This window comes from Nocardia sp. BMG111209, from assembly GCF_000381925.1.
Lineage (GTDB): Bacteria > Actinomycetota > Actinomycetes > Mycobacteriales > Mycobacteriaceae > Nocardia.
Genome location: NZ_KB907309.1, coordinates 1,378,427 through 1,403,237, shown reverse-complemented (window position 1 = coordinate 1,403,237; position 24,811 = coordinate 1,378,427). Strand labels below are relative to the sequence as shown.

Below are 24,811 nucleotides of genomic sequence, written 5' to 3'. Positions count from 1 at the left end.
TTCCGCTCAAGTTTGGTCTATTTCCGGCGCTCACCGCAAGGTTCCGGCGTCCACGCTACGCGCCACGAACCGCCTCGAACGCCGCGATTGCGTAGTTGTGCGTGGTGGCGCGCCTACGATGACCCGAAACCGCTCGTGTGAACTTCCTGTGGATGTGCGTCACCCCGTTGGCCCCAGCACCGCCCGGACGAATGGAGCACGCCAGATGCGCGCGATGGTGGTACAGGAATTCGGTGGCACCCCCGAACCCGCCGAGATGCCGGTCCCGGCGGCCGGGCCGGGCCGGATCCAGATCCACCTCGAAGCCGCCGGCGTGAATCCCTACGATCGCAAGCTCGTCGACGGCCTGCTGCGCGGCCGGATGCCCTTCGATTTCCCGATGATCCCCGGCACCGACGGCGCCGGCATCGTCACCGCCGTCGGCGAGGGCGTCACCGATTTCGCGGTCGGCGATCGGGTGGTGGGCAAGGCCGTCGCCGCGCCGCTGGGCCACGGCACCTTCGCGGAGTACATCGCCATCCCCGCCGACAGCACCGTCGCGAAACTGCCGGACACCGTCGGCAGCATCCAGGCCGCCGCGCTGCCGACCGCCGGGCTCGCCGCCCAGGATCTGCTGGACGCCGCCGCGCTGGTGCCGAGCCAGGTGGTGCTGATCAACGGGGCCTCCGGCGGGGTCGGTTCCTTCCTGGTCCAGCTGGCCGCCGCCGCCGAGGTGCAGGTGATCGTCACCGCGCGGCCCGACGACGCCGACCGGATGATCCGGCTCGGCGCCGACGAGGTGATCGATTACACCCGCGGCCCGGTGGCCGAGCAGGTGCGCGCGGGCCGTCCCGACGGCGTCGACGTGCTGTTCGACCTCATCTCCGCGCCGCCTGCCTTCGCCGCGCTGATCCCGCTGGTGCGACCGGGCGGCACCGCCTACAGCACCACCTTCGCCACCGACGAGGCGGCGCTGCACGACCACGGCCTCAAGGGCGGAAATCTCACCTCCACCGGCGCGGCGCCGGAACTACGCCGACTACTCCGGCGGGTCGCCGAAGGAGATCTCGTCGTGCCGATCGACGCGACCCGCCCCCTCACCGATGCCGCACAGGCGCTGACCGCGACCGGAGCGCGCGGCAAGACCGTACTCGTCATCTGAGGCAATCAGACACAGCTTCGGGGATACTTGACCGCGAAGGACGCCGTGACCCATGGCGGTCCCCCGAGGAGATACAGCAAGAAAGGGAGCTCGACGTCGTGGATGCGCGTTCGGCAGCGCTGGTCCGCGCCAACTTCCGGTCGATAGTCGAGGCAGAGCACGGGCCCGAGCGGTTGATCAGCGCGTTCTACGGTCACCTGTTCGCTGAGAACCCTCGCCTGCGCGATCTCTTCGCGCCGACGATGGATATGCAGGCCAAGCGGCTCACCGCCGCGATCCAGTTCGTGATCGATCATCTCGAGGACTGGGATCGTGCCCAGCGTTTCCTCGAGCAATTGGCGCGCGACCATCGGAAGTACGGTGTCCAGGCCGCGCACTACGATGCCGCCGGTCGCGCCATGCTCGCCGCGTTCCGCACCTACCACGGCCCGGAGTACTGGCACCGCGGGCTGGAGGAGGGCTGGCGCGACGTCTGCATCCTGATCTCCGCCTCGATGGCGATCGGCGCCAACTCCGACAAGTCGCAGCCCTATTGGGAGGCGACGGTGGTCGGCCACCGCCGGGTACTCGACGATCTGGCCATCGTGCGGTTGCAGTCCGAGACGCCGATCCCCTATCAGGCCGGACAGTATGTGCCGGTGTCGATCCCGCAGCGGCCGAAGATGTGGCGCTACCTGTCCCCGGCGATTCCCACGAATCCCTACGGGGAGATCGAATTCCACGTCCGGAAGGTGCGCACCGGCTGGGTGAGCCCGGCGGTCGTGAACGAGACCGAGGTCGGCGACAAGTGGCTGATCGCGGGTCCGCTGGGCGGCCTGCACGTCGATCGGGACAGCGGCCGGGACGTGCTGATGATCGGCTCCGGCACCGGAATCGCCCCGCTGCGTGCGCAATTGATCGAGATGGGCCGGCGCGGGATGAATCCGCGCGTGCACTTCTTCATCGGCGGCCGCTATCCGTGCGATCTGTACGACGTGGAGAACATGTGGCAGCTGTCGCTGAGCAACCCGTGGCTGACCGTGATCCCGGTGTGCGAGAACGAATCCAACCCGTGGTGGCATCCCTATCCCCCGGTCGACCCGCCGTTCGGTATGCACCGCAGGCTGATCGGTAATCTGGGTGCCGTGGTCGCGAGCTTCGGTGCCTGGGCGGATCGGCAGATCCAGATCTCCGGCTCCGCCCGCATGATCGCCGATACCCGGCGCGCCCTGATGGCGGTCGGCACCCCGGATCGCGCGATCAGCGCCGACCCGGTGTGAGTGGTGCGACGGACGTTTCGAGGGTGAGGACGCAGCAGTGACGATCGGCCCGGACCAGACCGGCGAATTCCCGGTTCACGCCGCCTCCGAGTGGACGGCGACGGTGGTCGGGCACCACCGGGTGCGGCACGATCTGGCGGTGATCCGGCTGATCGGCGAGTACGTGCCGTTCATCGCCGGGCAGTCGGTCGAGGTCACCATGCCGCAGCATCCCGGGTTGCGGCGGCGGTTGTCACCCGCGCTGCCACCCTCGCTGGACGGCAAGCTCGAATTCCATGTGCGGACCGTACCGGGCGGCTGGTGCAGCGGGACGATGGTCGCCGATACCCGGCCGGGTGACCAGTGGCGGATCGCGGCGCCGGACGGATGGCTGTCGGTCGAGCCGGAGGCCACCGATGTGGTGATGATCGCGGGCGGTACCGGGCTGGCGCCGCTGCGCTCGCTGCTGCTGGACCTGTCCCGCCGGCCACAGCCGCCGCGCACCCATCTGTTCGTCGGTGGCCGGTCGCCGCGCGATCTGTACGCCTCCGACATGTTGTACCTGCTGGCCGGCGAACTGCCCTGGCTGACGGTGATTCCGGTGGTGGAGAGCGCCTACGACCCGTCGTGGGTCGACGAATGGTACGAGAGTTGCCGCGTCGACATCGGATTCGACGTGAACGAGATGCTGGAGGGGACGCTCGCCGACGTGGTCGGCGATATGGGCCCGCTGCTGCACCACCGGGTGCTGGTGTGCGGATCGCGCGCGATGGTCCAGGCCACCGTGGAGAGCCTGGTCGCGGGTGGGACCCCGCCGGGGGCCATCCGGTACGAGGGCGCCTGAGCCGGATCGGCGCGGTGCGGCCGGAGTCGGCGGTCGTGGTCGCGGCGGACTCAGAAGAGGGGGTCGTGCCGGATGTTGCGGGTCGGGACGCCCGCGGCCATCAGGCGGAATTTGGTGGTCTGCACCATCGGTGGGGCGCCCACGATCTGGACGTCGTGATCGGCCCACTCCCCCGCGGCGGCCACCACTTTGCCGATCTGCCCCACCTGTCTTCGTTCCAGTCCGGGCAGTTCCGGCGCGGACTCGGCCGAATCGGCGTACCACCAAGGGTTTTCGGTGCTCTCGACGACCGGCGTGACGGTCAGCCACTTGTGCGCGGCGGCGAGTGCGCTCAGCGTCTCCAGATCGTAGAGATCGCACGGGTGATGCCCGCCGACGAACAGGTGCACCCGCGGATTGGATCGGCGCTGCGTCATCGCCAGCAACTGCGCGCGCAGCGGGGCGATGCCGGTGCCGCACCCGACCATGAGCATCTTGCGCCGGGTGTTGCGCAGCACGCCGAGACCGCCGAGCGGCGAGCCCAGCAGCCAGCGGTCGCCGACCGCGGTGTGCCCGACGACGGCGGGACTGACCCAGCCGCCGGTGACGCTGCGGATGTGGAATTCGATCTCCCCCTGGGGATTCGGGGGGACCGCGGCGGACAGGTAACGCCACATCCGCGGGCGGGACGGGATCTGCACGCTCATGTACTGACCGGCCGCGTAGGTCATCGGATGGTCCAGCCGCAGCCGCACGATCGACAGATTGCGCAGTACCGCACGGTGTTCGACGACGGTACCGGTCCACACCGGCGGTGCGGTCTCCTGGTCCGCGGCGGTCATCATGGTGGCGGTGATGAGGTCGAGGCCCTCCTCCCAGGCCCGTTCCACCTCGTCGGTCCACAGCTCGGTGCCGGCGTAGCCGCTGAGTGCGAGCCGCAGCGATCTGCCCACTGCCGCATAGTGATCCGCGGTCACGCCGTATTTGCGATGATCGCGGCCCAGCTGCGCCAGGAAGGGCAGCAGCCGGTCGGGCTCCTCCAGCCGCTCGACGGTGTAGCCGATGGCCTTGATCAGCCGATCGCGCTGCAGTCCGAGGGCGGCGGGGAACAGGTCCCGGATGTGCGGGTATTCGGTGAAGAGGATGGCGTAGAACGACCGGGCGAGCTTCTCCGGTCCCCCCTCCTCCGCAGCAACCGCCTTGAAAGTCGTTCTGATCAATGCGACGGTCCGCGAATCCATAAGTCTCACAACCCCATTTCGCACTCGAACACTGACCGCACCCGGAGTGGAATGCCGCGAGCCACTCGTCAGCAGCCGATGTTCTTCGAGTCTAGGGGAGGTTTGCCAGCAACGGAACGGCCTTCCCGAACAACAGGAGTGAAATTCCGACGGAGCAGGGCGGAAGCGTGCCAAGCCCCCTGGAAACATACCGAAAGCGCAGCAAATTCGGATCATTTCGATCGCCGATAGGAACCGACCGGCCCGCTACCTGACTGTGAGTAGCATTTGCTGAAGCAGTGCTGACCGTTCCAACGAGCGCGAAAATCGGTGTCGCGCGGCATTTGAGGCGATTCCGGCAACGATCCCGCCACCGCCGCTGGGGATTACGCCAAAACATCCCGTGAAGGCGCTGGGGCACAACGAAAAACAGCGCCTCCGTCACCGGAGGCGCTGTCACAGAATCCAGGCCGGACTATCGCCGCTTGTTGCGGGGCTGCCACACCACCAGCGCGGTGCTGCGGGGAGGCGGGGTGAGATCGGGGCGGTAGGCCGCGCGCAGCCGTTCCACCTCGGCCATCAGCTCGCCGAGCCGCTGCTGCAACTCCTCGACCTGGTTGGTGAGTTCGATGATCCGCTTGATACCGGCCAGGTTGACGCCCTCGTCCTGGGACAGGCGCTGCACCTCGCGCAGCAACTCCACGTCCCGGCTCGAATAGCGCCGTCCCCCACCGGAGGTCCGCTGCGGGGTCACCAGTCCCAGCCGGTCATAGGTGCGCAGGGTCTGCGCATGCATACCGGCCAGCTGGGCGGCCACCGAGATCATGAAGTACTCGGTGGACGCACTCATCTTCTTCGGTTCGTCCATCACGCACCTGCCCATCCGGCACGCGGATCGAACCCGCCCGCCTTCTCCGCGTCGGCGTAGAGCCGCAATGCCTCGGTGGCATTGTCGTCCAGCTTCTGCGGCACCGCGACCTTCACGGTGACGAGCAGGTCGCCCGAGGTGCCGTCGCGCTTGGGTACGCCACGTCCGCGCACCCGCAGGGTGCGGCCGTCGGCGGTGCCCGCGGGCACCTTGACGCCGACCCGGCCGTCCAGCGTCGGCACCGACACCGTGGTGCCCAGTACCAGTTCGCTGTAGCTGACCGGCAGCACCAGGGTCAGGTCGTCGCCGGTGCGGCCGAAGACCTTGTCGTTGCTGACGTGCACGGTGACGAACAGATCGCCGGCCGGCGCGCCGCGTAGGCCCGCCTCACCCTGACCGGCCAGCCGGATGCGCTGACCGTCGCGCACCCCCGGGGGCACCCGCACGGTGATGGTGCGGGTCCGGTTCTGGATGCCGGTGCCGTGGCAGTCGGTACACGGGTCGTCGATGATCGACCCGGTGCCGCGGCAGTCCTCGCACGGCTCGCTGAATCCGAACGCACCCTGGTTGCGGCTGATCACGCCGGTTCCGTTGCAGTGCGGGCAGACCCGCGGGCTGGTGCCGGGCTTGGCACCGCTGCCGTGGCAGGTGGTACACGGCGACGGACTGGTCATCCGCAATGGCACGGTGACGCCCTGGGCCGCCTCCCGGAAGCCGAGGGTCGTCTCGGTCTCCACATCGCTGCCGCGCCGCGGGCGGGTGGAGGCCCGGCCGCCACCACGGTTGAACAACCCGCCGAGCAGATCACCCAGACCCCCGTCGCCACCGCCGGCGGCAGTACCGCCGAAGATGTCGCCGAGGTTGAACTCGCCGCTGAATCCACCGCCGCCGGGTGCGTATCCACCGCCCGGCGCGAACCCGCCACGACCGAAGGCGCCGCTGGCGAACAGCCGCCGCGCCTCGTCGTACTCCTTGCGCTTCTCCGTATCCGACAGCACGGCATGCGCCTCGCTGACGGCCTTGAACCGCTCCTCGGCCCCGGCGTCACCCGGATTCTTGTCCGGATGCAGGTCGCGGGCCAGTTTGCGGTAGGCCTTCTTGATGTCGTCCGCGGAGGCGCTGGAGGAGACACCCAGCTCCTTGTAGAAGTCTTTCTCGAGCCACTCCCGATTCACCGAGCATCTCCTCCTTTCACACTGTCACTCGTCGGCACTGCCGTCGCCGGCGTTCGTCGTCTCCGGTGTCACCGGATCCGCCGCGCCGCCGTCCGCCTCCGGCTCCACGCCGGAGTCGGCGGCCAGGGCGGCGTCGGTGACGCCGACCAGCGCGTGCCGCAGCACGCGATCGCCGAAGCGGTAACCCTTGCGCATCACCACGCCGATGACCGGATCGTGGCCGTCGCCCTCGTGCTGCACGGCCTCGTGCAGGGTCGGATCGAAGGGCTCACCCTCCGTGCCGAATTCGTCGAGACCCTGCTTGCGCAGCGCGTCGGCCAGCTTGTCCGCCACCGACTTCAGCGGTCCGGACTCCAGATCACCGTGGGCGCGAGCCCGATCGAGATCGTCGAGCACCCCGAGCAGTTCGGTGACCACCGAGGCCTTCGCCGCGTCGATGGTGGCCTTGCGGTCACGATCGACCCGCCGCCGGTAGTTGGCGTACTCGGCGGTCAGCCGCTGCAGATCGGCGGTGCGTTCGGCCAGCTCGGCGCCGACCGAGTCGGCGCTCACCGGAGCCGCCTCGCCGTTACCCGCCTCACCGTTGCCCACCGCCGCGGCAGTTGCCGCCGCGGCGTCGGGCCCGGCCTCCGGAGTGGGCGCCGCAGTGGCGTCGGCCGCCGGCTCCCGGACCTCACCGGTCTCGGGATCGACCTTGCGGTTGTCGACGATGGTGATCGGCTCCTGTTCCGGATTCTGGCTCACTTCTTCTCCGGTTCTTCCACGACCTCCGCATCGACGACGGTGTCGTCGGCGGCGGGCCCGGCGCCGTTGGCAGAGCTCGCCCCCGCGTCGGCATTCGCGGACGCCTCGTAGATCGCCTGACCCAGTGCCTGCGACTCGGTCGCGAGCTTCTCCACCGCGGTCTTGATGGTCGAGATGTCGTCGCTCTTCAGCGCCTCGTTCGCCTCGGCGATCGCGGCCTCGACCTTCGTCTTGATCTCCGCGGGGACCTTGTCCTCGTTCTCGTCGATGAACTTCTGGGTCTGGTGCACCAGCGACTCGGCCTGGTTGCGGGTCTCCGCCTCCTCGCGCCGCTGCTTGTCCTCGGCGGCATGCGCCTCGGCGTCACGCACCATCCGGTCGATCTCCTCCTTGGACAGGCCGGACCCGTCCTGGATCTTGATCGTGTTCTCCTTGCCGGTGCCCTTGTCCTTCGCGGTCACGTGCACGATGCCGTTGGCGTCGATGTCGAAGGTGACCTCGATCTGCGGCACGCCACGGGGGGCCGGCGGGATGCCGGTCAGCTCGAAGGAGCCGAGCAGCTTGTTGTGCGAGGCGATCTCGCGCTCACCCTGGTAGACCTGGATCTGCACGGACGGCTGGTTGTCGTCGGCCGTGGTGAAGGTCTCCGACCGCTTGGTCGGGATGGTGGTGTTGCGCTCGATCAGCTTGGTCATCACGCCGCCCTTGGTCTCGATACCCAGCGACAGCGGGGTGACATCGAGCAGCAGGACGTCCTTGACCTCACCCTTGAGCACACCGGCCTGCAGGGCGGCGCCGACGGCGACGACCTCGTCCGGGTTCACGCCCTTGTTGGGCTCCTTGCCGCCGGTCAGCTCGCGCACCAGATCGGTGACGGCGGGCATACGGGTGGAACCGCCGACCAGCACGACGTGGTCGATGTCCTTGACCGAGATGCCGGCGTCCTTGATGACCTGCTGGAACGGCTGACGGGTGCGGTCCAGCAGATCCGAGGTGATCTTCTGGAACTCGGCCCGGGTCAGCTGCTCGTCCAGGAACAGCGGGTTCTTGTCCGCGTCGACGGTGATGTAGGGCAGGTTGATCGAGGTGCCCTGCGAGGAGCTCAGCTCGATCTTGGCCTTCTCCGCGGCCTCACGCAGCCGCTGCATGGCCATCTTGTCCTTGGTCAGGTCGATGCCCGACGAACCCTTGAACTTGTCGACCAGCCAGCTCACGACGCGGTTGTCCCAGTCGTCGCCACCGAGGTGGTTGTCACCGGCGGTCGCGCGGACCTCGACGACGCCCTCGCCGATTTCCAGCAGCGAGACGTCGAAGGTGCCGCCACCGAGGTCGAAGACCAGGATGGTCTGTTCCTTCTCGCCCTTGTCCAGGCCGTAGGCCAGGGCCGCGGCGGTGGGTTCGTTGACGATGCGGAGCACGTTCAGGCCCGCGATCTGGCCGGCCTCCTTGGTGGCCTGCCGCTGCGCGTCCTCGAAGTACGCGGGCACCGTGATGACGGCGTCGGTGATCTCCTCACCGAGGTACTCCTCCGCGTCCCGCTTGAGCTTCATCAGCACACGCGCGCTGATCTCCTGCGGGGTGTACTTCTTCCCGTCGATGTCCACACTCCAGCCGGCGTCGCCCATATGGCGCTTGACCGAGCGGATGGTGCGGTCGACGTTGGTCACGGCCTGGTTCTTCGCCGGCTGACCGACCAGCACCTCGCCGTTCTTGGCGAACGCGACGATCGAGGGCGTGGTCCGCGCGCCCTCCGAATTGGCGATGACCTTCGGCTCGCCGCCTTCGAGCACAGCGATGACCGAGTTGGTGGTCCCGAGGTCGATACCGACCGCACGAGCCATTGTGGTTCCTCCTAAGTGACGTACCTGTGTGTCGTACAGGGCAAGGTGCCTGTCGCCGGTCCCGGCGATGCGCTCGTGGCGCATGCGACCGGGCCGCGGGACCTCACCCCGAACACCGCGTGGAGCACGGTCCCAGCAACGCTGAGCGTGGTCGGCTCAATACTGCCCCCGGTATCTACCCGAGTCAACTACATTCTTGAGCCGACTGCACTCAATGTTGTTGACCAGCTCAACGAGCGACTCCCCGGGTTGATTCCCGGATCGCGGAAATTTTTCGGATGCGATCGGCGGCATACCCACCCGAGCCCGGCACGCACCGGACCGGCCGGTGGTGAGCGTCACGAAGGCGCTCGCACCCGGACATGCGGATATCTCCCGGTAACCCACCGGCACCCATACTCGCCGGTCCGTGACGTATCCGGACGCCTCCGAGCAGGCGACGTCCAGATATCCGAGCGCGCGCGATCAGCCGGTGCCGAGCACCGCCGGCGCCAGGTCCCGCTCGATGGTCACCCGCACCAGGGCCGCGGCCAATTCCGCGTCGTGACCGGTGTGGCCGAGTGCGTCGAGGGCCTGTGGATCGGTCGGCAGGTGCAGTCGCCGCGCGCCGCGGCGGGCCCGGTCGTCGAAACGCGGCCGCACCCAGGTCCAGGTGTCCTGGACCTCACGCAGGAAGATGTCCGCCGCGACCGGACCCAGACCCTCGAACTGCTGCAACAACTCCGCGCACCGCTGCGGATCGTGTCCGGCCTCGGCTGCCAGGCGGCGCAGGTCGCCGTGATAGCGGTCCAGCAGCAGGGCCGCGTTCTCGCGCAGCCGCGTGGCCGTCGACTCGTCGTAGCGCACGTAGTGGCCGCGACCGAGCGCGTCCACGAGTTCCTGCCAGTCGGCGCCCGCGACCCGTTGCGGGGTCCGGTAGCCGGAGTGGAACAGCTCGCGGGCGGCCCCGACCGCGAGGTGCGCGGAGATCCTGGCACTCATCAACTGGGCGAGCACGAGCAACTGGAACAGCGGCGCCGGCCGGTCGGCCAGGCTGATCCCGGCCTCGGCGGCATAGGTGCGGCCCGCCTGCTCGAGCAGCGCGTTCACGGTCTGTCGATCGTTCACAAGACACCTGCTTCCCGCTCGGTACCCCCGTTTTCCAGGACACTCCCGCCCCGGCCGGGCGTCAAGTCACCACCGTCGAGCAGCGGGAAGCGGCCCGACCGCAGCAGACCGGCGATGGCGGCCGTGCGGGCCTGCGGCGCGGCATAGTCCGGATGTGAGCGCAGCACCGCCGCCGCATCGTGCAACCGGACCATCTGCTGCTCGGCGGCCGCGACGGTCCGGCCGCCCGGCGTGACGGGATGGGTCGCGAGGACCGGATGCGCCGGGTCCAGGCGGCCCATCGCGACGGCCTTGTCGATGCGCCGGGCACACCGGCAGAACGCCGCCGGATTCGCCAGTCCGCAGGTGGCGCCGAGGAAGTTGCCGAGCCGCCGTTTCGCCCGCTCGAGCCGCTTCCGGTACGCCGCCGGAGTGCTGCCGGTGATCCACGCCGCCTCCGCCGAGCCGAGCTCGAACACCTCGCTCAGCACGAAGGCGACGCGCTCGTCGCGAACCAGGCACTGCAACATGGCCTGGCTACAGGACAACCGCATCTCGTGGGTGAGGAGTTCCGCCTCCGGGCCGCGATAGTCGGCATCGGCCAGCCCGTCGCGCAGCCCCTCGCCGAAGGCGTCCAGGGACAGGTGCATGCGTTCCAGCGGAGTGCGGCGCGCGAGGTTGAGCAGATAGTTGACGCCGATACGATAGGCCCAGGTGAGCAGCCTTGCCTCGCCACGCCAGGTGCCGAGATTGCCGATCACCCGCAGCAGGATCTCCTGGGTGGCGTCCTCGGCATCCGCCGGACGGGCGAGCATCCGCAGGGCCAGCCGATACAGCGGATCCTGGAGCAGTCGGACCGCTTCCGTGACGGCCGCACGATCGCCGGCGACCGCTCGCCGGACCAGCGCCGTCTCCGCTCCGGCCTCCCCGTCCGCCGGATCGGCCTCGGCCGCAACACCGTATCCGTCCGGGATGGTCGCACCTCCTCCGCTCGCGGAATGTTCCCCCGCCGAGTGCACGCCAACTGTCATGTCCCGCTCGGCGATGGCGGGTTGCCGGGTCATGTCGCCCTCGACGACCACGGATTGCCGGGCCGCGCCCCCCTCGACGACCATGGGTTCCCGGGTCGCACCCCGCGCGGCGTCCACGGATTGCGGGGCCGTGTCCCCCTCGGCGGCCGCGAGTTGCCGGGCCGATGCGGACTCGGTGCTCACCGCCCGATCGCCGGTCGACAATCGTTGTCCCCCAGCATGTTCCGTGCCACCGCCGGTCGCCGTATCTCCCGCTGCTGCCGTCATGATTCCATCGTTCGCCGACCGTGGACGACCCGCAAGGGTGCGCCGCCGGTCGCACCCCGTGCCGGTTCCCGCACCGGCTACAGCGGTACCGGGAACCGGCCACGACGGTTCAGCCGAGCAGTGCGTGCTTGTCCAGCCAATCCGAGATCGCGGTACCGATGGCATCGGGACGGTCCTCGGGAGCGCGATGTCCGGCAGGCCCGATACCGACGGACTCGGCGGCGGCGAACGTCGACACGGCCCAGTCGATCACCTCCGGGGAGCCGAGCCCGACGCCGTTCTCCACAGCCATCACCAGCTTGGGGATCTCCGGCGACCCGGCCATCCACCGGTCGTAGTTCTCCACGATCGCCACGACGTCCGCGGGTTCGCCGTCCAGCGGGAACTCGCGCGGCCACACCAGCATCGGGCGGCGGGATTCCGGCGTCGGATACGGCGCCCGGTACACGTCTAGGTCGGCGGGGGTGAGGGATTTCGCGCCGAACGGCAGGTTGAATTCGATGAACGAGTTCTCCACCAGAATCGCCTGCTCACCCTCCGGCGATCGGAATCGACGGAACATCTCCGCGCCGCGCGGCGGCATCTCGCTCCAGGTCAGTGGACGCAGGAAGGTCTCCAGTACCGCGATTCCCAGAACTCGGTCGGGATGCCTTGCCGCCCAATCCATTCCGAGTGCGCCACCCCAGTCGTGGCCGACCAGGACCACCCGGTCCAGACCCAGCGCGTCGAACCAGGCGTCGAGGTAACGGGCATGATCGGTGAAGCGGTAACCGATCTCCGGCTTACCGGATTCGCCCATGCCGATCAGATCCGGCGCCAGCGCGCGGGTCCGGTCGCTCACGTACGGAATCACGTTGCGCCACAGATACGACGAGGTCGGATTGCCATGCAGGAATACGACCGGAACCGCGCCGGCGCCGACGTCGGTGTAGTTGAGATACGAATCGAGAACGTCGATGACGGGCATCGCCGGTGTCCTTCCGTCGAGGTGCTGACATCCGGTTGGACACATCCCCGGACCACCCTGTGACCGCCCTGGAATGTGACCTGCATCACCCCTGGAACTCTCGAACCATCCCCGCGCCGAAGGCCTGCGCCACATCCACACTCGACCAGGCGCCCGCCACGCCCTCGAACATCCCGTGATCGGCCGGACCGCACACCGGAACCGCGGGTGACCCGGAGCGAACCGATCTCCGGTCCGCCGGGCCACCAGCGAATCCCGGCGAACCATGACCGAGCCCGCCCTCATCCGACCGGCTCAGCACCTCCGAGACATCCCAGCCGGAGTCCGGCCACGCTGCCGCACCGGCCCCGGACGCGTCGCCGCCGAACCTTCCCTCATCCGAAAGGCTCGGCGCACCTGCGCCGTCGGGGCCGTCGAGCGCGTCGCCGGACCGGTCGGTTCCCTGTGCGATCCCGTCCCCGCCCGGATGCGCCGACCTCGCATGTCCGGGCGGGCACCCTAGCTCCGCGGCCGGATCGACCGGGTCGTACCGCGGCTCGAATCCTGCTGGATCGCTGTGGAAAACGCCTGGCAATCGGACGCTGCCGCTACCATCGAGATCGACGGTGAGCTCACCGGTGGATGCGGAACCATCGGTGGAACAACCGAATCCACTCGATTCCGAACCGTTCGGCGCGGAGATATTTCCGAGCCCGATTCCCGCAATGGCACCATCCGCGCGAGCACCGAGATCCGTGATGACTTCTACACCGAACATGCTCTCCGACCCGCCGGTCACATCCGCCGATTCGCTGCCGATCGGCGCGCAGCCGTGCGGCCGGACAACGGGACTCGCCGCGAGCGGATCGCGCGCGTTCTCCCCGGACCGCGCCGGCGGGTCGCCGGACGGACCGATTCCGGCGAACATGCCGGGAACGCGGCCGATTCCGGCGAACGTGGATCCGAGACCACCGGGCGCGACACCTCCGGTGATGCAATCCCGCAGGCTCGCGGCCAATTCCGAATCGAGTACGGCGAATCCACCGCCCGGCACAGCACGGGGAGTTTCCGGCGCACCCGCACGGCGTCCGTTCGACCCGACGCCACCGGTGAGCAGATCGTTCCCGTTCGCCCGGCCCGCGAGACCGCGCCCGTTCGCGCCGGAGCCGGGGTATCCGGTGGAATCGGCACTCCGCTCGCCGGATTCGCGAACTTCGGCGACAGCCGGTTCGAACGCCGCCATGACCGTCGCGAGCCGGGAACCATCGGTGATCAACACTGATTCCGCCACCATCGGAACCACCGCGGCGATGTCCTCCGGTGTCACCCCGGCCAACCCGGCGGCAGACAGGGCCGCGGCCGGGTCCGCGCAGTATCCGGCGGCGGCCTCGTGATCGCGCAGCAGTCCGAGGATGAACTCGAGGATCACGTTGGGACTCATCGAACTCCCTCTCCGGATCGGCGGCCGGCCGAGCGGTCCGCGGTGAATTGCTTTCACGCTAGGAAGATCACGGAGCCTTCCGAATCGGGGCCGCACCCCCCGAAATCCGGAGCGTCCATGTTGGGGGCGAACCGCGGATTAGGGGAATATCCCCGAATTTTCCCGAAGTCGGTAACGCAACCCGCTCAGCAACCGACAGGCGGGTAGATCGCAGTGACCGTACGGCTAGTCAACCGGCACGTGACGCACATGCACGCGTTTCGAACGACAGGGGTTCTCGAATGACTCAGGGCCTGGCGCTCGGCATCACCGTCGGCGCGGCGAACACCGTCGCCGTGACGACCTCCGGGGCACACCGGGGCGCCACGCAGATTCGACCCAGCGCGCCGATTCCGGCGCCCGAATTGTCGCAAAACCTATTGTCCCGGGTCGGTGATTCCGCCGACATCCTCAGCGAGAACGGGGTGTCGGTGCGGGCCGCCGACCTGGTGGCGGCGCTGATCGGCCGCGTGATCGACGATTACGCGCCCGCCACCACGGTGGTCGGCTGCCCCGCGTGGTGGTCACGGCAGACCATGGCGGCGCAGCGCACGGCACTGGACTGGGCTGGCCGCCGCGACGTCGCGCTGGTGCCGGAGCCGACCGCGGCCCTGCGCTGGCTGGAGCACGAATACGGGGTCGGGACCGATGTCGTGGTGGTGTACGACCTCGGCGCCACCGGAGTGACGGTCTCGGCGGTGCGCGGCGGACCGCGCGGCGGGCTGCTCGGCGTGCCGATGCGCGGTACCGAGGTGGGTGGCGCCGAATTCGACCTGCTCATCATGCGTTACGTCCTGGCAAACGTACTGCGCGACGTCGAACTGGACCCCTTGGATCCGGACGTCGAAAGGGAATTGGCGGTACTGCGACGCCGCTGTCAAATTGCGAAAGAAGACCTTTCCGGAAATTCCGCCACGATCGTTCCGATCCGGCTGCCCGGAGTGATGCGAGATATCCGATTGGTCCGGGACGAGGTGGAGGATCTCTACCGCGAATCGCTGCTCGACACACTGGGTCTGGTCCGGACCACCCTCCGCCGCGCCGAGGTCGTGCCGAAGGGACTGGGCGGATTCCTGCTGACCGGCGGCTGCGCCTCGATTCCCCTGGTGGCGGAACTGCTTTCGACCGAATTCGGCCTGCCGGTGATGTCCGCGAGCGATCCCGCCCGGACCGCGGCCCGCGGCGCCGCGCTGCTGGCGGTGGATCTGCTGCAGACGTCCACGGAATCCGTTGCCACGATGGTGGTTTCGGCCGCGATCACCGAACCGATCCCGGCCGCGCCGACCATCACCGTGACACCGGCGGCGGTACCCCCGATTCCGCCGGTGCCCCCCGTACCACCGATCGCGGCCACCGCACCGCCCGAACCGGATTCGCGGCCCGGCCGGGACACCCCGGACCTACCCCGGCCTCGGGACCACGGTCCGGCCCGCCGGCGACTGGCGATGTTCGGCGGCGCGCTGGTCGCGGTCGCGATGCTGGCCACCGGCATCGTGGGGCTGGGCACGTCCCGGCAGACGTCGGATCCGATGAGTGGTTCCGTCAGCGCGACCCGGCCGACGGCCGCGCCGGGGATCGCCTCCCCGGTGGTGCCCACCACGACCGTCGCGGCGACCGGACCGGATTCGAACTCGAACGGCCTACCGCCACAGTCCGATCCGACTCTCGCACCGGAGGATTCGGAACTGTCACCGGGCCGGGTCGACGATCCGGGCACGGTATCGGATTCGAGCGGAACGGGTTCGGTCCCGCAGGCGGCCGGGCCGATACTCTCCCGCGTGGATGGATGAGGTGACCGTGTCCCCGACCATCGCGTTCGCCTCACTGCCGGGCGCACGAGAGATCCTGCGGGAGTTCGACACCGCGTCCTCGCGTCCGCTCATCCATCTGGTCCGCGGCCGTTGCGGAACCGGTAAATCCACCCTGCTGGCGGCGATCCGGGACCGGTTGCACGCCCGCGGGATCGCGTCCCGCGCCGATGTGCCGCCGGACGACGGACCCGATATCGGCCGCGACGCCGCACCGGCGGCGCTGATCATCGACGATGCCCACACGCTGGAACCGGCGGCGCTGGAACGACTTCGCGCCGTCGTGGAGTCCGGTAACCGGACGATCGTCGTCGCCACCCGCCCGCGGCCGCACGACCTCGGGCTGCGCGCGCTCGCCGAGACCGTGTCGCGCCGCGGCCGGGTACTCGAACTGCGTGCCCTGGGCAGCGCCGATATCGCCCCGTTCGCCCGTGAACTGGGGATGACCGTGCCGCGATCGGTGACCCAGCACATCCACCGCCAGACCGGCGGTATCCACGGCGGCGTGGTCACGGCGCTCACCGCCGCCTGCGCCGCCCGCTTGGACGCCGGGATCGCCGCCGTCGACGCGGCCGTGACGAATTGGGCTCGGGCACTGCTGGATCGGACGGAACCCGACCTGCTGGAGGTACTGGTCGTCGCCGCCACCGGCGCGGGGCTGGATCCCGGCGAACTGACCGAGGTACTCGGCGTCGACCACGCCACCGCCTGGGATCTCATCGACCGGGCCCGAGCCGGCGCGCTGGTGACCGATGCCGATCTGCTCCCCGCGCCGGCGGTCGCACCCCTGCGCACCCTGGTCGGCGACCGCCGTTACCTGACGGTGCAGCGACGGCTGCTGGAGGCCCGTCTCGACGCGGGACTGCTGCGCGATCACACCGCCCTGCTGCTCGCGGAGTCCGGCGTCCGGGAACCCCGGCTGGCCGAATACCTCTGCGCGGCAGCCGAGAAGACCGACGACGCCGTGCGCTACTACACCGCGGCGGTGGCGGCGGGCGCCGATCCGCAGGCGGTCGCGGTGCGCTGGGCCGAGGCCGCCGCGCAGGCCGGCGACGGCGACACCGCGTTGCGGCTGGCCGAACCGGTACTGGGCCGCACCGACGTCTCGGACGCGGATCTGGCTGCGGCCGTGCGCATCTGCGCGGGCGTGTGGACCCGCCGCGGGCTGGTGCAACGCGCCGCCCAGTTGTACTCGTGGCTGGGAGCGCACCGGGTGGGCGCGGACTGGGCCGTCGGCGCGACGGTGCAGTACCTGGCCGGTGAGGTGGAGGCCGCGGCCGCACTGTCCGCCACCGCGGACCGCTGGCCGCCGACCGACGCGACCGCGCGCGCCGCCCTGATCGTCGCGGCCCTGGGCCGTTCCGTCGGCGCGACGGACCCGTCCGCCGATACCGCACATCCGTCCACAACCGCGGTCACCACAGCGGCGGACGGCGCGACGGATCCGTTCCCGATCGAGCAGACCACCCCGCTCGTGCACGGCACGAGTCCGTCCCCGATCAACGGGACCACCGCCGCAGCACCCACCTATCTGCCGACCACCGGCGCGACGACACCACCGATCCCCGCCACCGGCCTCACCTACCTTCCCTCGGTCGGCGAACCGACATCGGTATCGTCCACCGGCCCCACCCATCTGCCCACTGTCGGCGAGTCGACATCGGTGCCGTCCACCACCTATCTCCCCGCAATCGATGAGTCGACATCCGTGCCGCCGTCCACCGGTCCCACCCACCTTCCCAGGATCGGCGCAGCGGTATCGATGCCGTCTACCAGCGCCACATACCTGCCCGCGATCGACGAGACGACATCCGTACCGTCCACCGGCCTCACCCACCTTCCCGGGATCGGCGCGGCGGCATCAGTGCCGTCGACCGGCGCCACGTACCTGCCCGCGATCGACAGCACCGCGGCGGCCGCCCCGCAGACGATCGCGGCAGCTCACGGTGGGAATGCGGTTACGTCGAGTCCGAACGGAACCGGCACCAGCACAACAACTTCCGGGCCGACCGACGCGACACCGCGCGGTGGGCTCGCGGGTTCGGTCACCTCGACCGGAACCATCACCAGCACAACAACTTCCGGGTCGGTCTATGCGGCACCGCGCGGTGGGCCGGCGGGTTCGTCCACTCCGAACGGAACCATCACCGAGGCAACAACTCCCGGGTCGGCAAGCGCGATGGGGGTGGACCCGGCGCTGGGTGAATCCCGATCCACGGTCACCCCTGCCGCATCGGCGCTGATCCAGGCCGCGCGCGCCGAGGTCGCGCCGGGTGGCGCCTCGAACCGCTTCCTGCCCTGTACCGCGGCGTCGATCGCGACCCTGCTGTGCCTCAGCATGGGCGAACCGCGCCGCGCCGCCGACGCGCTGCGCGGCGGGTCCGAGCAGGATCCGCAGCTGCTGGTGCTCACCGCCTGGACGGCAATGCTCGGTGGCGACGAACAGGGCGCCGCAGATATCGTCACCGCGCTGGATCTCGCCGCACTCCAGGCCCGTGACCGGCTGCTCGCGCACGGAGTGACCGTCGGCCTGGCCCGCCGCAGTGGTGATCACGCCGCGCTGACCCGGGCCTGGGAGGCCGCCCGTCCGCTGTTCGACGACGTGACGGCGGATCTGCTGGCGCTGTTGCCGATCGGTGAGCTCTGGCTCGCGGCCATCCGGCTGCGCGACGAGGGCCGGGTGGCGACGCTGGTCGACGCGGCCGCGGAGCTGCTGCAACGGCTCGGATATCCCCCGGCCTGGGCGAACGCTTTCCACTGGTACGCCATCCAGGCCTCGATCGCCCGGGAGCGCCCGGACGAGCTGGTACCCCCCGCACAACGCCTGAAGGCCGCCGCGCAGGCCGGCGATATCCACGCCGCGGTCCTCGCCGACGCCGGTCGCACCTGGGTGCTGGCACTGCGCGGTGAGGTCGATCACGACGGCGTGGCCGCCGCGGTCCGGCGGCTCGCCGGGATCGGGATGATCTGGGACGCCGGTCGGCTGGCCTCCGACGCCGCGCTGGCGGCGCCGGATCCGGCGGTGGCGACGGCGCTGCTCAAGCTGGCCCGGACGGTTCGCGCCGAGGCCAGGCCGCAGCAGCGCGCGGCACGATCCGAGGCCGCGATGCCGCCGCCCACGGCGCCGGCGCCCGCGCCCGGCACCATTCTCAGCGAACGGGAACGCGAGGTCGCGGAGCTGGTGCTGCTCGGTCTGACCTACCGGGAAATAGGCGCTCGACTGTACATCTCGGCGAAGACGGTGGAGCATCATGTCGCACGGATCCGACGTCGCATCGGAGCCGGTTCCAGGTCGGAGTTATTGTCTATGCTCCGCGCCATGGGACACGGCTCGCTGCTGGTGTGACACCCCGCCCGGTGTGATACTGCGGACGGCCGTGCACGATGGCGCACCGTACATCGAAGCGAGGTAAGGGAGATGGCGACAGGGGTCGGCCTGCGGATCGCCGAGGACGTGAGCGTTGCCGCGATCGTCGCCGGCGTCGGCAGTCCGGGTGCCGGTGCGCCCGAACCCCATTACGTCCTCCGCGAGTCGGTACTGCACATGGCCGACGACGGCGATACCGAACTCGGTGGTCAGCCGCTGCCGGGGCACAGCCACTCGATCCGGAACTTCGTCTCCGCCATCGGCGATCCGGCGGGTGTCTCGGTGGATTCGGGCCCCGCGTACCGGCCGGAGGATCTGCTCGCCACCGCACTGTTCTGCCTGATCAACCTCGTCGCGGAACATCTGGTCGGGCCCGCGGAGTTCTACGCCACCTATCCGCCGGGCTGGCCGGAGGAGGATGTGCGCTCGGTGCGGGACGCGCTGGACTATCTCGGCCTGCGCGCGGTGGTGCTGGTCAGCGAGGGCGATCTGGTGGTGGAACCCGGAGCCTCCGGATACGCCGTCGCCCACGCCGCCGCGCAGGCCGCGCTGTCGGCGGTGCTGTCGACCCCGGCGGGCACCACCCCGCCCGACCCGACGCACAGCGAGACCTCGCTGCAGGTCACCGATGTCCTGCCCGCACTGAACGAGCCGCGGGTGGCACAGGCCTATTCGGCGGCGATGCCGCTGGCCGAACCGATCGGCCCGGAGGACGCGACGGCCGTCGCCGAGAACGTCGCACCGCCGACGGCCCTGGCCACCACCGCGACCCGGTTACCGCGACGGACGCGCCGGACCACGGCGCTGGTCGCGGCGGCGGCGTTCCTGGGCCTGCTGCTCGGCGCCGTGGTGGTGGGACTGGCGTGGCGCGCGAACATGTCCCCCGCAGCCCCGAACGCGCGCACCACACCGACGCCCACCACGGCCGCCGCGCCACCCGTACCCGCCCCCACCCAGTCCGAATCGGCCCCGACCAGTGTGGAACCGGCCGACACCCAGGAGACGCCGGAGACCACCGAGGCCGCCCCGGAACCGACCACCACCGACACTCCGCCGCCGCCCACCACGACACCCACGCCGACCTCGCCGCCGCGCACCACCGGGCGCGCACCACGCAGCTCGACGACCCGCACCCCGACGTACCCGTATCCCTACCCCTACCCGTACGGTGATCCCTACGGGTCGTCGCCGGACATTCCCCGGCTGCCCACGCTCCAGATACCTCAGTAACCGAGACCCGGTGTGATCGTTCGTAGCGAAACCTTCGCGAAAGTGCCCTAGAGTGGGGCGCTGACCGATCCTTACCGAGAACCTACCGGCCGATCGGTCTCGTGCGGACGAGGGTTGTTGCCGCGCAACGGCTTACAACCCGCAGAACGACCTGGTCAACCCAGGTGCCTGACGAAGGGACTTCATGCGCAAGTTGGCGGCGCGGCGCGCCACGGTCAGAGCAGTCACCACCGCGATTGCCTCTACCGTACTTCTCAGTCCCGTATTCGTCTCCGGTGCCGCGCAGGCGGATCCCGCCCCGGCGGCCGACGCCCCGGCCGATCAGTTGCCGCCCGAACTCGTCCAGGCGGTCGGCCGCGATCTGAAGATGACCGCGGCGGAATATCTCGACCGCGCGACCCGCGCGCAGCAGTTGCGCGATTACGCCCGCGAGTTCCGCTCCGAGCGTCCCGACGAATTCGCCGGTGCCTGGCTCAATCCCGACGGTAAGCCGGTCATGGCGGTCACCTCGCTCGACGCCGCCCGGATCGCCGCCTCCGACGGTTATCAGACCCGGCTCGCGCCGATCTCCGCGGACAATCTGGAGGGGTCGCTGGATCAGCTGACCTCCTGGATCGGCGGACTGCCGCGGGAGATCTCCTCCGCGATCAACTCGGTCGCCATCGACTTCCTCAACAGCCAGATCGTGCTGCAGGTCGCCAACACCCCGGCCGGTCACCTGTTGAACCTGCCGACCCTGATCGCCAACGTGAAGGTGGTGCTGTCGCCGAACAGCGGCGGCCCGATCGAGCACAAGCCGATGGCGGGCGACACCTACATCAGCACCAAGACCTCCCTCGACGATCCGTCGCTGACCAGCGTGGACGTCTGCTCGTTCGGTTTCAACGCCGTCGACGGAGCCGGTAACGCGCTGAATATCAGTGCGGGACACTGCGATCCGAACCTCGGCAGCGGCGACCAGGCGGCCGGCGTGTACGTGCCGAACGTCCGCGACCTGAAGTCCAGTGTGCAGGTCGGCAATTTCGTCCAGGCCAAGCTGGGCGGGCGCACCGGCCTCGACTACTCGGTGATCCAGCTGAACGACCGGGCCGTCCGGGCCGGAATGGATCAGCCGCGGATGCGCGGCGCCAACGGCACCACGCTCACCATCACCGGCACCGCCGATCCGGTGGTCGGCGCGCCGATCTGCAAATCCGGCCAATCGTCCACGTTCACTTGTGGTTTCGTGGTGGCGGACCGGGTCGAGACCGAGCTGTACACGTCCGAGGGCGACACCAAGACCGTCCGCGGCTTCGCCAGCACCGCCTGCACCCTGGGCGGCGATTCCGGCGGCGCGATCGTGTCCGGCACGATGGCGCTGGGAATCACCAGTGGTTCCAATGCCGCCGACGCACCGAACTGCCGTGAGGCGAATATCGATCTCGCTCAATACGGCGGCACCGCATCGCTGGGTATCCCGATTCGGGCGATTCTGGACGACATCGATGCCAATTCCGGTGGCGGAGTCGGTTCCGGTATCAGCGTCCGGACCAGCCCGAACCTCGGGTGAATTCGGAGCAAATCCCGAGAACCCACCGCGCGATAAGTAGGCATTACCGTCTCGACCCCATATAGTCGGCACATGCTCCTGCCACGCATCCGTCTCTCGTCCGTTACCGGGCGAAACACGCACCCACACTTGCGCAAAGCAGTCGTCGCCGCGTCCGCCGCGGCCCTGGTCCTCGGCCCGCTCGCGGTGACCGCGTCGGCCGATCCGGCCCCCGCGCCGAGCCCGGCGCCGGCCTCTCCGGCCCTCCCGGCCGATCTGGCCGCGGCAGTGCAGCGGGACCTGAAACTGTCCGCCGACGAGTATCTGCGCCGGGCCGGCCTCGCCCAGCAGGTGGCGGCCTTCTCGACCAATGCGCAGCAGCAGTATCCGGACGTCTTCGGCGGTGCGTGGCTGGACAACGCCGGTAAGGCGGTCGTAGCGCTGGTACCCGGACCGGGGCAGGACGCCGTCCGGAAGGCCGCGCAGGCCGTCGGTTTCGAGGTCAAGGACGTCGCCAAGACGCAGACCGCGCTGCGCGACGAGAAGAACTCCTTCCAGCAGTGGCTGACCGGCCAGCCGCAGGACGTGGCCAAGTCGGTGCGCGGCGCGGTGATCGACGTCGTCAACAACACGGTCGCGGTCCGCGTCGATCAGGCCGGGCTGCCGATGCCCGGATTCGTCGACCCGGCCCGCGTGATCGTGATGGCCGCCCCGCCGCGGGGCCCGGAGCCGTTGCAGGCCACCGCGGTCGCGGGTGAGGGCGGCGGTCCGGCGGCGGCGGGCGACGCGTACGCCTCGCAGGCCGGCCACCTCTCGCTGCGCTGCTCGCTGGGCTTCAACGGTATCGACGGCGGCGGCAACGTCGTGAACATCACCGCGGGCCACTGCGATCCGAACATCCCGGCCGCCGGCACCGGCGACGCCCCCGGCGTATTCGACCTGCTGCCGGGCGATCACCTGGGTGCGCAGGTCGGTTCGTTCGAGAAGTCGGTACTGGGTGCGCAGGACTACTCCATCGTGGGTATCAACGACGCGAACCAGGGCCGGTTCAGCAACAACCTCGTCCGGGCGGGCCAGGGCCCGATCCCGGTCACCGGCGTCGCGACCCCGGTCGTGGGTGCCCCGGTCTGCAAGTCCGGTGCCCGCACCGGCTTCAGCTGCGGTGTCATCAACGCCGTCGATCAGACCGTCGAGGTCGGCGATCACGATCTGACGCAGAGCTTCTCGGCCAACATCTGCGCGCTGCCCGGCGACAGCGGCGGCCCGGTGGTGAGCGGCACCCTGGCGCTGGGTATCTCCAGCGCTTCCACGGTGGCCGACTTCCCGGTCTGCGAGATCCCGGAGCTGCTGGGCGTCCTGACCGGTAACGGACCGCAGCTGTTCGTCCAGCCGGTGGATCTGGTACTCGCCGACAACCCGGGGCTGCAGGTACGCACCAACTGAGAGACATTCGGGCACAAGCACAAAAGGGCCGGTGGCGAAATCACGCCACCGGCCCTTTTGGCAACTTCGGGGCAATTGTGTGAATCGGGACGATTCCGAAACGGCGGCAGCGTGCCGAACGGCGAATTCCGAGGCAGCGCTGCGGTAGTGGCAATATCTCGTCCACCGCGAAATCGGTGCCCCGGACCGTTCACCGGCCCGCGACCGCGACTCGGTAGGTGTGCGGGTCACCGGCCCGCGGCCGCGACACAGTATCTGTGCGGGGGCAGGTGCGGCAGCGACGGATTGCCCTGCTGCCGAGCGCTGTCCCGCCGGTGAGCTTCGCTGCGCTGTACGGGTACCCGGAAACGGACCGGCCCGCCCCGGGAGTCGGGGCGGGCCGGTCCGTGTTGCGTCGGGTGGGATCAGTTGGGCTGGGTCCCGGCGACGGGCTGCTGCGTGCTGACCGCCTGGCTCTTGCTCGCGGCATCCGCCCACTGGGTGGTGCCGTCGGGCGCCTGCATGGTGCCGACCAGATCGAGGCCGGCCGCGAGCAGGGTCGGGCCACCGGCGGCGATGGTGCCGACGATGCCGCCGACGCCGGCGCCGGTCACCAGACCGGGGACGCAGGCCGCGACGATGGTGACCACACAGCCGATCACCGCGCCGATGGCGGTGCCGACGAAGCCGCCGACCGCGGTGGCGAGGCCGAACTTGGTGGTGAAGTCGTTCATGGCCCGCTGGTTCTCCGTCGCCGAGGCGACGTCCTTGGCCTGCGGGAGCGGCTTGTCACCGGGGGCCGGGGTGACCGGCTTGTCGGCGGGGGCCACGACGGGGGCGTCCGGTACGGGCGCGTCGACCGGACGGGCGACCGCGACCAGCGGCTGCGACCCGATGGCCACTCCGGCCGGCCGATCCGGGGTCAGCTCGAGGACGGTGCCGTCCTCCTTCAGGACCGGCTTCAGCGGGATCTGCACACCGGCGATCCGGAAGTCCAGCGGCATCTCCATGGCGATGTTGCCGGCTTTGTCCTTGATGTCGACGACCTGCTGCTTCTGGTCGGGCGTCGCACCGGGTGTGGTGACCGCCTTGTCGACCAGCGCGAAGGTTCCCCCCTTGAGCTTGGTCACAACGGTCTTGTCCACCAGTTTGGCGGAATAGTCGATAGCGGGTTGCGCGGAATCGGGGGCGGGCTCGGCATGTGCCGTGCCCAGCGCGATGGTCATTGCACCGATGACCATTCCCGCCGCCGCAGTTCCTCTGCGGATTCTCATTCGGTTTTTTCCAATCCTTCGAACCAGGTGAAGTCGTGCACCGTCCGTATCCCACCCTGAGAGCCTCTGCATCCCTCGGGTGACAAACCCGCAGACCCTCCCCGATCGGTGTGAAGATACGCACAGCAAGCAGGACTTCGTGAGCCTAGTCCAACGAAGCGTGCGAAGCGAGATCGGACTTTTCCGTCAGCGGTAAGACCATCCCGCGTGGCTCGTCCGGATTGCCGGGATTTACCGTGAAGATCGAAGTCGAGTGGGCGTCCGGGCGTGAAACGAGTCACAGAACGGGTACGTCCAGCCCCGACAAGCTGGGGCCCCGGCC

The 24,811-nt window shown here is 69.5% G+C and carries 18 protein-coding genes; 8 read left to right on the top strand and 10 right to left on the bottom strand.

Annotated features, from left to right (window positions below):
* Window positions 1–205: 205 nt before the first annotated feature.
* The 3 genes from G361_RS0137525 to G361_RS0137515 all read left to right on the top strand — a co-directional run bounded on the left by G361_RS0137525 (window position 206) and on the right by G361_RS0137515 (window position 3,223).
* The gene (locus tag G361_RS0137525; RefSeq protein WP_019932297.1) at window positions 206–1,141 is read left to right on the top strand and encodes an NADP-dependent oxidoreductase; all 936 of its coding nucleotides are present in this window, start codon (window positions 206–208) and stop codon (window positions 1,139–1,141) included.
* Between the two features lie 98 nt (window positions 1,142–1,239).
* Window positions 1,240–2,400, top strand: coding sequence for an FAD-binding oxidoreductase (locus G361_RS0137520; protein WP_019932296.1), 1,161 nt, complete (start codon window positions 1,240–1,242; stop codon window positions 2,398–2,400).
* A gap of 37 nt (window positions 2,401–2,437) precedes the next feature.
* On the top strand, window positions 2,438–3,223 hold the full coding sequence (locus G361_RS0137515; protein WP_019932295.1) for an FAD-binding oxidoreductase: 786 nt from the start codon (window positions 2,438–2,440) through the stop codon (window positions 3,221–3,223).
* A gap of 50 nt (window positions 3,224–3,273) precedes the next feature.
* On the opposite strand, the gene G361_RS0137510 is transcribed toward G361_RS0137515, so the two are convergent.
* The 9 genes from G361_RS0137510 to G361_RS0137470 all read right to left on the bottom strand — a co-directional run bounded on the left by G361_RS0137510 (window position 3,274) and on the right by G361_RS0137470 (window position 13,917).
* Window positions 3,274–4,443, bottom strand: a complete 1,170-nt coding sequence (locus tag G361_RS0137510; protein WP_019932294.1) for a globin domain-containing protein — start codon at window positions 4,441–4,443, stop codon at window positions 3,274–3,276.
* Window positions 4,444–4,897: 454 nt separating this feature from the next.
* Window positions 4,898–5,290, bottom strand: a complete 393-nt coding sequence (locus G361_RS0137505) for a heat shock protein transcriptional repressor HspR (protein WP_019932293.1) — start codon at window positions 5,288–5,290, stop codon at window positions 4,898–4,900.
* Window positions 5,290–6,465 (bottom strand): molecular chaperone DnaJ, encoded by a 1,176-nt coding sequence (gene dnaJ, locus G361_RS0137500; protein ID WP_019932292.1) that lies wholly within the window; start codon window positions 6,463–6,465, stop codon window positions 5,290–5,292. The genes G361_RS0137505 and dnaJ overlap by 1 nt, the downstream gene beginning before the upstream one ends.
* A 24-nt stretch (window positions 6,466–6,489) precedes the next feature.
* Window positions 6,490–7,209 (bottom strand): nucleotide exchange factor GrpE, encoded by a 720-nt coding sequence (grpE, locus tag G361_RS46120; protein WP_019932291.1) that lies wholly within the window; start codon window positions 7,207–7,209, stop codon window positions 6,490–6,492.
* A complete protein-coding gene (gene dnaK, locus G361_RS0137490; protein ID WP_019932290.1) occupies window positions 7,206–9,050 on the bottom strand; it encodes a molecular chaperone DnaK in 1,845 nt (614 codons plus the stop codon). Before dnaK ends, grpE begins: the two co-directional genes overlap by 4 nt.
* Window positions 9,051–9,515: 465 nt before the next feature.
* On the bottom strand, window positions 9,516–10,157 hold the full coding sequence (locus G361_RS0137485; protein ID WP_019932289.1) for a hypothetical protein: 642 nt from the start codon (window positions 10,155–10,157) through the stop codon (window positions 9,516–9,518).
* Window positions 10,154–11,434, bottom strand: coding sequence for an RNA polymerase sigma factor (locus G361_RS46115; protein ID WP_231387207.1), 1,281 nt, complete (start codon window positions 11,432–11,434; stop codon window positions 10,154–10,156). Before G361_RS46115 ends, G361_RS0137485 begins: the two co-directional genes overlap by 4 nt.
* A gap of 109 nt (window positions 11,435–11,543) precedes the next feature.
* Complete coding sequence (locus G361_RS0137475) at window positions 11,544–12,401, bottom strand: haloalkane dehalogenase (RefSeq protein ID WP_019932287.1); 858 nt, start codon at window positions 12,399–12,401, stop codon at window positions 11,544–11,546.
* Between the two features lie 85 nt (window positions 12,402–12,486).
* Window positions 12,487–13,917 carry an IniB N-terminal domain-containing protein gene (locus G361_RS0137470; protein WP_155981972.1) on the bottom strand — a complete coding sequence of 477 codons (1,431 nt, stop codon included), beginning with the start codon at window positions 13,915–13,917 and terminating at the stop codon, window positions 12,487–12,489.
* 185 nt (window positions 13,918–14,102) lie between these two features.
* Between G361_RS0137470 and G361_RS47570 the strand changes: the two genes are divergently transcribed.
* The 5 genes from G361_RS47570 to G361_RS0137445 all read left to right on the top strand — a co-directional run bounded on the left by G361_RS47570 (window position 14,103) and on the right by G361_RS0137445 (window position 23,236).
* On the top strand, window positions 14,103–15,650 hold the full coding sequence (locus tag G361_RS47570; RefSeq protein ID WP_019932285.1) for an Hsp70 family protein: 1,548 nt from the start codon (window positions 14,103–14,105) through the stop codon (window positions 15,648–15,650).
* Window positions 15,643–19,014 (top strand): LuxR C-terminal-related transcriptional regulator, encoded by a 3,372-nt coding sequence (locus G361_RS51325; RefSeq protein WP_019932284.1) that lies wholly within the window; start codon window positions 15,643–15,645, stop codon window positions 19,012–19,014. Before G361_RS47570 ends, G361_RS51325 begins: the two co-directional genes overlap by 8 nt.
* A gap of 72 nt (window positions 19,015–19,086) precedes the next feature.
* Window positions 19,087–20,265: a hypothetical protein gene (locus G361_RS0137455; protein WP_019932283.1), complete on the top strand. Its 1,179-nt coding sequence runs from the start codon at window positions 19,087–19,089 to the stop codon at window positions 20,263–20,265.
* 184 nt (window positions 20,266–20,449) lie between these two features.
* Window positions 20,450–21,814, top strand: a complete 1,365-nt coding sequence (locus G361_RS0137450; RefSeq protein WP_019932282.1) for a S1 family peptidase — start codon at window positions 20,450–20,452, stop codon at window positions 21,812–21,814.
* Between the two features lie 129 nt (window positions 21,815–21,943).
* Window positions 21,944–23,236, top strand: a complete 1,293-nt coding sequence (locus G361_RS0137445; RefSeq protein ID WP_019932281.1) for a S1 family peptidase — start codon at window positions 21,944–21,946, stop codon at window positions 23,234–23,236.
* Between the two features lie 404 nt (window positions 23,237–23,640).
* Here G361_RS0137445 and G361_RS46105 read toward each other — a convergent pair whose 3' ends face one another.
* Window positions 23,641–24,456, bottom strand: coding sequence for a hypothetical protein (locus G361_RS46105; RefSeq protein ID WP_019932280.1), 816 nt, complete (start codon window positions 24,454–24,456; stop codon window positions 23,641–23,643).
* Window positions 24,457–24,811: the final 355 nt, after the last annotated feature.

What these genes read in the sequence shown, in the direction of transcription:
- G361_RS0137505 (WP_019932293.1), bottom strand. Translation starts at nt 5,290, where the DNA reads ATGGACGAACCGAAGAAGATGAGTGCGTCCACCGAGTACTTCATGATC.
- G361_RS0137455 (WP_019932283.1), top strand. Translation starts at nt 19,087, where the DNA reads ATGGCGACAGGGGTCGGCCTGCGGATCGCCGAGGACGTGAGCGTTGCC.
- G361_RS47570 (WP_019932285.1), top strand. Translation starts at nt 14,103, where the DNA reads ATGACTCAGGGCCTGGCGCTCGGCATCACCGTCGGCGCGGCGAACACC.
- dnaK (WP_019932290.1), bottom strand. Translation starts at nt 9,050, where the DNA reads ATGGCTCGTGCGGTCGGTATCGACCTCGGGACCACCAACTCGGTCATC.
- G361_RS46105 (WP_019932280.1), bottom strand. Translation starts at nt 24,456, where the DNA reads ATGGTCATCGGTGCAATGACCATCGCGCTGGGCACGGCACATGCCGAG.
- G361_RS46115 (WP_231387207.1), bottom strand. Translation starts at nt 11,434, where the DNA reads ATGACGGCAGCAGCGGGAGATACGGCGACCGGCGGTGGCACGGAACAT.
- G361_RS0137475 (WP_019932287.1), bottom strand. Translation starts at nt 12,401, where the DNA reads ATGCCCGTCATCGACGTTCTCGATTCGTATCTCAACTACACCGACGTC.
- G361_RS0137510 (WP_019932294.1), bottom strand. Translation starts at nt 4,443, where the DNA reads ATGGATTCGCGGACCGTCGCATTGATCAGAACGACTTTCAAGGCGGTT.
- G361_RS0137525 (WP_019932297.1), top strand. Translation starts at nt 206, where the DNA reads ATGCGCGCGATGGTGGTACAGGAATTCGGTGGCACCCCCGAACCCGCC.
- G361_RS51325 (WP_019932284.1), top strand. Translation starts at nt 15,643, where the DNA reads ATGGATGAGGTGACCGTGTCCCCGACCATCGCGTTCGCCTCACTGCCG.
- G361_RS0137450 (WP_019932282.1), top strand. Translation starts at nt 20,450, where the DNA reads ATGCGCAAGTTGGCGGCGCGGCGCGCCACGGTCAGAGCAGTCACCACC.